Below are 6,812 nucleotides of genomic sequence, written 5' to 3' on the forward strand. Positions count from 1 at the left end.
CGTCGTACCGGCCAGCGCAGGACCCGGGCGGCGGCCAGGCCCCGACCGACGGCGATCAGGTGGGAGGGGGCGGCGCTGCGCAGCGCCCGGTTCATGCCGGCCAACCCCAGACCCGGGTCGGCGACCACGATCACCGCGCCGATCCGCAGACAGGCGTAGACGGCGGCGGTCAGGTCGGCGCCGGGCGGCACGAGGAGGGCCACCCGGTCGCCCCGGCGGACGCCGGAGGCGGACAGCCCCGCCGCGATCTGCCGGATCCGCCGCCACAGCAGCGACCAGCTGACCCGTCGGCCGCCGCCGGCCAGCTCCACCAGGGCCACCGACCGGTCGCCGGCGCGTTCTTCGAGGGCCGCCCAGAGCGGACGCCAGGCCGGGGAGGGCTCCGGGGTCGGGGGCGCCGGCACCGACGGCCGGTCCAGGTCGGCCAGCCACTGGGCGACCGCCCCGGCGACGTCGGCGTCCTCGGCGAGCAGGTGGCCCGCGCCCTCGAAGCGGTGCAGCCGGGCGTGCGGCAGTCGGGCGCGCAGGTCCCGCAGGTGTGCGTCGCCGAAGACCGGGTCGCGGGGTCCCCACAGGAGGAGGGTGGGCACGTCGGCCAGCCGGTCGAGGTTCTGGGCGATCTCCTGCAGGGCCGGCCAGCTGGGGTGGGCGGGGGTGAGCGGGATGTCGGCCACGAAGTCGCCGACCGCCGCCCGGCTGTGGGAGGTCCGGTACGGCGCGAGGTAGGCGGCCCGGACCGGGTCGGGCAGGCGCGGATCGGCCAGGGCCAGGGTCGCCTGGATGAAGGTCGGCGTGGTGACGGTCACCGTCGGCAGGATCCCGGGAAGCCCGGCCAGCCGGATCACCGTCGGCGCCGACGAGTCGGCCGGCTGGTGCACCGCCGTGTTGGTCAACACCACGCCGTGCAGCTGCTCGCGGTGGCGCAGGGCCCAGCCCAGCGAGATGGCCCCGCCCCAGTCGTGCCCGACGGTCACCACCGGCCCGGTCAGGCCGAGGGCGTCGGTGACGGTGCCGAGGTCGTCGACGCGCTGGCGCAGCCGACGGACGGTGCCGGTCCGCTCCGAGAAGCCCATGTCCAGGTGGTCGACGGCGACCACCCGCCACGGGAGGGCGTCGGGCCGGGAGAAGTGGGCCAGCAGGTGCCGCCACAGGTACGACCAGGTCGGGTTGCCGTGCACGCAGAGCAGGGTCCCGGCGTACCGGGTCTGGTCGCCGTCGTGCGGTGCGGCGCTGTCCAGGACGTGCCAGGTACGGCGTACGCCCTGGGTGTCCACCGCCGTCACCGACCGGGACCAGGCGCGGTCCAGACCGGGCAGGGTCTGCGGGTCGGCGCTCACCACGCGATCTCCAGGGCGCAGGTGTTCAGGCCGGAGCCGACTCCCATGCACAGCACCCGGTCTCCGGGGCTGAGGGTGTCAGCGTGGTGTGCCAGGGTCAGCGGCAGCGACGCCGGTCCGACGTTGCCCAGCAGCGGGAAGGTCGACGGCACCCGGCGCGGGTCGAGTCCGAGCCGGTCGACGACGCCACGGGTGTGGGCGACCGAGACCTGGTGCATGACGTACAGGTCCATGTCCTGCCAGTTCCACGCCCCGGCGCGGGCCCAGGTCGCCTCCGCCAGTTCCAGGCCGGCGTCGAGCAGCCCCTTCGCGTCGGTCTGCATCCTGGTGTTGTCCCCGACGCACAGCTCGTGGTGCCGGGTCGCCGCCCGGCTCACCCCGCCGACGAGTCGGTGACCCTGCGGGTGGGTGTCCGCGGCGGCCAGCACCATCGCCGCGGCACCCGACCCGAGGGTCAGGGTGGCGAACTGGTCCCGGACGTCGGCACGGGTGGCGTCCGGGCGGCGCAGCCGGTCGAGCGTGGCCCGTTGGGCCTGCCGGGCGCACTCCCCCGCCACGATCAGCGCGTACCGGATCTGCCCGGCGTCGATCATGTTGGCGGCGACCTGCATCCCGTTGACGAACCCGAGGCAGGCGTTGGCGATGTCGAAGTTCAGCGCCGACGGCGGCAGTTGCAGGCTGTGGTGGATCCCCGCTGCCGTCGAGGGCTCCAGGTTGGCCCTGGACACCGACGTGTTGATCAACAGTCCGACGTCCCTGGGGTCGACGCCGGCCTCCGAGAGCGCCTTCGCCCCGGCCTCGGCCGCCGCGTCGGCGAAGCTGAACCCCTCGGGCCACCACCGCCGCTCCTGGACGCCTGCGACGCCCTGGAGCATCCCCCGGCGCAGCCGCAGCCGCCGGAGGGTCTCACTCAACTCGTCGTCGAAGTGATCGGAGGTCACGACGACCGGTGCCTCCAGGGCCGTCACTGACAGTACCGCTGTGTTCGCGTAGCGATAGTCAGCATTGCCGTCCGTCATCCAACCTCCGCCCATCGACCGACCCCTCGATGCTCGAAGCTATCCACTCCGCGCCCCTTCCACCAATGATCGAATGCTGTGCGGCGAACATCACTCGGTCCGCACCGCCCGTGAGGGTCCGACACGACCGGGGCCCGGGGGCACCGCCGTGGCACCTCATCGGGCCGAGCGCGGTGCCCACGGCTGGTCCGGCGCGGCTAGGCTCTGGGCGTGGAGCAGGAACGGCACAACGAGATCGACCGGCTGCGCGTCTCCGACCGGGAGCGGGAGGAGGTCGTGGCGCTGCTCGGTCAGGCGGTGAGCGAGGGGCGACTCACCCTCGCCGAGTACGAGGAACGGGTCGGCACCGCGCACGCCTCGTTGACCCGGGGCGAGTTGGCGACGGTGACCGTGGACCTGCCCAACGCCCCCGGTCGCCCCTCGGCGGAGGTCGTCTCCCCGCCCCAGGAGCAGCTCAAGGCGATCTTCGGCAGCGAGGTGCGCAAGGGCGCGTGGGCGGCACCGGAGCACATCGAGGCCCGGGCCGTGTTCGGCGACTGTCGGATCGAGCTCCACGAGATCCCGAACCTCCGTCCGGTGACCCGGATCGACGCGGAGGCGATCTTCGGCAGCGTGGTCGTCGTCGTGCCGGAGGGCACCGAGGTCCGGCTCACCGGCAGCGCGGTGTTCGGGGACAAGAAGTCCAAGATGCGGGGTCCGTACGTCGCGGGGGCCCCGGTGGTCGAGGTCCGGTGCCGGGTGATCTTCGGCGATGTGACGGTTCGCCCGCCCCGTCAGCGGTGGTGGTGACGGAGGGGTCAGACCACCCCGGCGACGGGTGACGGTCCACGGCGGGGTTCACCGGCGGACGGTGCCCACCGCCTCACCGCAGGATGCCCTCGTGCAGCGCCCGCAGGACCGCGTTCGTCCGGTCCCGGGCCCCCAGCTTCAGCAGGATCGTGGACACGTGGTTCTTCACCGTCCCCTCGGCGAGGAACAGCATCCCGGCGATCTCCCGGTTGGTGTACCCGCCGGCCACCAGCCGTAGCACCTCCAGCTCACGCCCGGTCAGCTCCTGTGGGGGCGGGGCGTGGACACCGGCGGGCCACGGCGTACCCCGGATCGCCCGGAGCAGCCGGTCGGTGATCGACGCGGCGATGAGGGTCCCGCCCGCCGCCAGCGTCTCGACGGCCCGGGTGAGCTGCTCCAGGGTGACGTCCTTGAGCAGGTACCCCCGGGCCCCGGCGCGGAGCGCGTCGAGGACCAGGGTGTCGTCGTCGAAGGTGGTCAGGACGAGCACCGGTACGTCGTCACCGCGCTCGCGCAGCCGCTGCAGCGCCCAGAGTCCGTCCCGGTGCGGCATCCGCAGGTCGAGCAGGACCACGTCGGGTCCGGTGTCGGCGATCACGTCCAGGGCGGCCGCCCCGTCGTCGGCCTCACCGACGACGGTGATGCCGGCCATGTCGAGGAGGGTGCGGATGCCCTGCCGGACCAGGGTCTGGTCGTCGACCACCACCACGCGGGTCATCGGACGGGCACCCGGACGCTGACCTGGAAACCCGACCGGCCGTCGTAGGAGACGTCACCGCCGAGGGCGGCGCACCGCTCAGCGATGCCGCGCAGCCCGTTGCCCGGGACCACCTCGGGGGCGCCCCGCCCGTCGTCGCTCGCGGTCAGCCGGATCGACTCGCCGTCGCACCCGACGTCCACCCACAGCTCGTGGGCCTCGGCGTGCCGCAGGGTGTTCGTCACCACCTCCTGCACGGTCCGGACCAGGGCTGCGGTCTGCTCCTCGTCGGCGACCACGTCGTCGCCGACCTCGACCACGACGTCCAGCCCCGGGACGTCGCGGCCCACCTCGCGCAGCGCCTCGGCGAGGTCGGTGGCGGGACCGGCCCGCAACGCGCCGACCGTGGTGCGGACGTCGGCGAGCACGGCGCGGGCCACCCGGTCGGCCCGCTCGACGTGTTCGCGTACCGCGTCGCCCCGACGGTGCCGGGCGGCCTCCAACTCAAGGGTCAGGACGGTGAGTTGGTGACCGATGAGGTCGTGCAGCTCGCGGGAGATGTGCAGGCGTTCGGCGGTCCGGGCGGAGCCGGCCAGCAGCACGCTCGCCGCCTGGAGGTCGACGTGGGCGCGGGCGAGCTGTCGCCGTAGCTCCTTCTCCCGACGGATGGCGGTCAGGCTGAACACCGTGGCGAGTTGGATCAGGGCGTAGAACCCCGCGGAGAAGAACACCTCCAGGGACAGGTCGTGGACCCGGGCGTTGGCCAGGCCGATCACGACGGTGTTCAGGGCCACGACCACGAGGTTGGCGGGCATCCGGACGACCTCGGGGCCGAGGGCGGCGACCACTACCAGCAGGATCGGCAGGAGACCGGCGCGCGGGGCGGTGAGGACCACGCCCCAACAGGCCACCACCGCCGCGCCGTAGGCCACCCGGCGGGTGACCGGGGAACGGCCGACGTCCGCGACGGCGGCGAGCGCCCCCGTCAGGGTGGTCAGGTACAGCACCACCCAGACCGCCCGGGGCACCGTCGGTTCGACGAGGCCGAACACGACGGGGACGGCGGCGCCCGCGCAGACCACGAGCATCGCCAGGCCCGACCACTCGTCGAGTCCCATCCGGCGCATCGGTCCAACCTACCGGTCGGTTCCCGGCGCGCGGGGTGTCGAAAGTCATGGTCGGTGTCACTGACCGTCGGCACAGGCGCCGGGCCGGGCGCGTCGCCCACGATGACAGGTATGAGCGAACCCGCCATCGAGGTCGAGCACCTGCACAAACGGTACGGCGACGTGGTCGCCGTGGACGACGTGAGCCTCCGGGTCGAGCCCGGTGAGGTGCTGGGCGTCCTCGGGGCCAACGGAGCCGGGAAGACCACGACGGTGGAGCTGATCGCCGGTCTGCGCAGACCGGACCGGGGGCGGGTACGGGTGCTCGGCCTCGACCCGCGTCGGGACCGGGCCGCCGTACGGCAGGTGCTGGGGGTGCAGTTGCAGCAGGCGTACCTGCACCACGCGCTGACCGTCGCCGAACTCGTCGACCTCTTCGCCAGTTTCTACCCCGACCCGCGTCCCGCCGCCGAACTGCTCGACCTGGTCGAGTTGGGCCGGCAGACCCGGACCCGGTTCGAGAAGCTCTCCGGTGGTCAGCAGCAGCGCCTCTCCATCGCTTTGGCCCTGGTCGGCCGGCCCCGCGTGGTGATCCTCGACGAGCTGACCACGGGGCTCGACCCGCATGCCCGACGCCGGGTGTGGCAGGGGATCGAGGCGCTGCGCGAGGAGACGGTGGTGCTGGTGAGTCACGCGATGGACGAGGTCGAACGACTCTGCGACCGGGTCGTGCTGATCGACGCCGGCCGGGTCGTGGCCCTGGGCAGCCCGGCGGACCTCGTCAGGCAGGCCGGCACCGACGGTCTGGAGGAGGCGTTCGTCGCCCTCACCGGCCGGGAACTCGCGACGGAGGAGGACGCATGATCGAGGTCACCGCCCGACGGCCCGGGGCACGGGCCTGGCTGACCCTGGTGCGGTGCGAGGCGAAGATGGTCGCCCGTGACACCTCCGGCCTGGTCGTACCGGTCGCCCTGCCGTTGCTGATCATGGTCATGAACGCGTCGTCGGCCCGGGACCAGGAGGTCGCCGACGGCCTCACGGCCCTGGACGTCTACGTCCTGCCGCTGGTGTTCACGATCGTGATCGCCTCCATCGGCATCATCAACATGCCGAGCTTCCTGGCCTACTACCGCCGGACCGGGGTACTGCGCCGGATCGCCGTCACCCCGGCCCCCCCGGCGATGGTGCTGGCGGCGCAGATGGTGGTCAGCCTGGGCCAGGCGCTGGTGGGCCTCGGGGTGGCCTACGCGGTGGCCGTCGTCGCCTTCGGGGCGAGCCCGCCCACCCACCTCGGCGTCGCCCTCGGTGTCGTCGCACTCGCCACCGCCGCGATGTACGGGGTGGGGATGGTGGTCGCCTCGGTGGCACCCACCCCGAACGCCGCCGTCGCGATCGGCCTCGTCGGCTTCTTCGCGCTCGGTGCCGTGGGCGGGATGTTCGGCGGCACCGACGCCCTTCCGGAGCCTGTCGAACGGGTCGGTGGGTGGTTGCCCTTCGGGGCGTCGGTCGAGGCGCTCTCCGCCGCCTGGGCGGGCGCCCCCGTCGACGCCTCGAACCTGGTCGTCCTGGTGGTCACCGCTGTCACCGGCGCGGTGGCGGCAGTGGCCCTGTTCCGCTGGAACTGAGCCCACCGGTCGCGGGCCCGGGGTCACCTCGACCCGGACCCGCGACCACGTGTGTGCCCCGTGTCGGCAACCGGGTGACCAGCACCCCGGTCGCCGTCAGTACTTGCTGTCGGCGCTCGGCCCGGACCGGGGACCGTAGGGGGCGGTCTCCAACCAGCGCCCCAGCGCCGGTACCCGGGGGGCCAGCACCGCGCTGCACCGTTGCCGCAGCCGCATCGCCGGACCGGGGCGCAGGTGGC

7 protein-coding genes are annotated in these 6,812 nt (G+C 73.5%); 3 read left to right on the forward strand and 4 right to left on the reverse strand.

Annotation, left to right across the window (positions count from 1 at the left end; all coding sequences use genetic code 11):
• Positions 1–1,340, reverse strand: a 1,340-nt coding sequence (locus ABT336_RS26285) for an alpha/beta fold hydrolase (protein ID WP_350900110.1), incomplete at its 3' end; no start/stop codon positions are given.
• Positions 1,334–2,278, reverse strand: a complete 945-nt coding sequence (locus ABT336_RS26290) for a 3-oxoacyl-ACP synthase III (RefSeq protein WP_350900112.1) — start codon at positions 2,276–2,278, stop codon at positions 1,334–1,336. The genes ABT336_RS26285 and ABT336_RS26290, both read right to left, overlap by 7 nt.
• A gap of 288 nt (positions 2,279–2,566) precedes the next feature.
• Between ABT336_RS26290 and ABT336_RS26295 the strand changes: the two genes are divergently transcribed.
• Positions 2,567–3,145: a DUF1707 domain-containing protein gene (locus tag ABT336_RS26295; protein ID WP_350900114.1), complete on the forward strand. Its 579-nt coding sequence runs from the start codon at positions 2,567–2,569 to the stop codon at positions 3,143–3,145.
• A gap of 73 nt (positions 3,146–3,218) precedes the next feature.
• Here ABT336_RS26295 and ABT336_RS26300 read toward each other — a convergent pair whose 3' ends face one another.
• The gene (locus ABT336_RS26300) at positions 3,219–3,863 is read right to left on the reverse strand and encodes a response regulator (protein ID WP_350900116.1); all 645 of its coding nucleotides are present in this window, start codon (positions 3,861–3,863) and stop codon (positions 3,219–3,221) included.
• Positions 3,860–4,969: a sensor histidine kinase gene (locus tag ABT336_RS26305; protein WP_350900118.1), complete on the reverse strand. Its 1,110-nt coding sequence runs from the start codon at positions 4,967–4,969 to the stop codon at positions 3,860–3,862. The genes ABT336_RS26300 and ABT336_RS26305 overlap by 4 nt, the downstream gene beginning before the upstream one ends.
• A 111-nt stretch (positions 4,970–5,080) precedes the next feature.
• Between ABT336_RS26305 and ABT336_RS26310 the strand changes: the two genes are divergently transcribed.
• Complete coding sequence (locus tag ABT336_RS26310) at positions 5,081–5,812, forward strand: ABC transporter ATP-binding protein (protein WP_350900120.1); 732 nt, start codon at positions 5,081–5,083, stop codon at positions 5,810–5,812.
• A complete protein-coding gene (locus ABT336_RS26315; protein WP_350900122.1) occupies positions 5,809–6,573 on the forward strand; it encodes an ABC transporter permease in 765 nt (254 codons plus the stop codon). The genes ABT336_RS26310 and ABT336_RS26315 overlap by 4 nt, the downstream gene beginning before the upstream one ends.
• Positions 6,574–6,812: the final 239 nt, after the last annotated feature.

The organism is Micromonospora sp. NPDC000207, from assembly GCF_040300925.1.
Taxonomy (GTDB): domain Bacteria; phylum Actinomycetota; class Actinomycetes; order Mycobacteriales; family Micromonosporaceae; genus Micromonospora.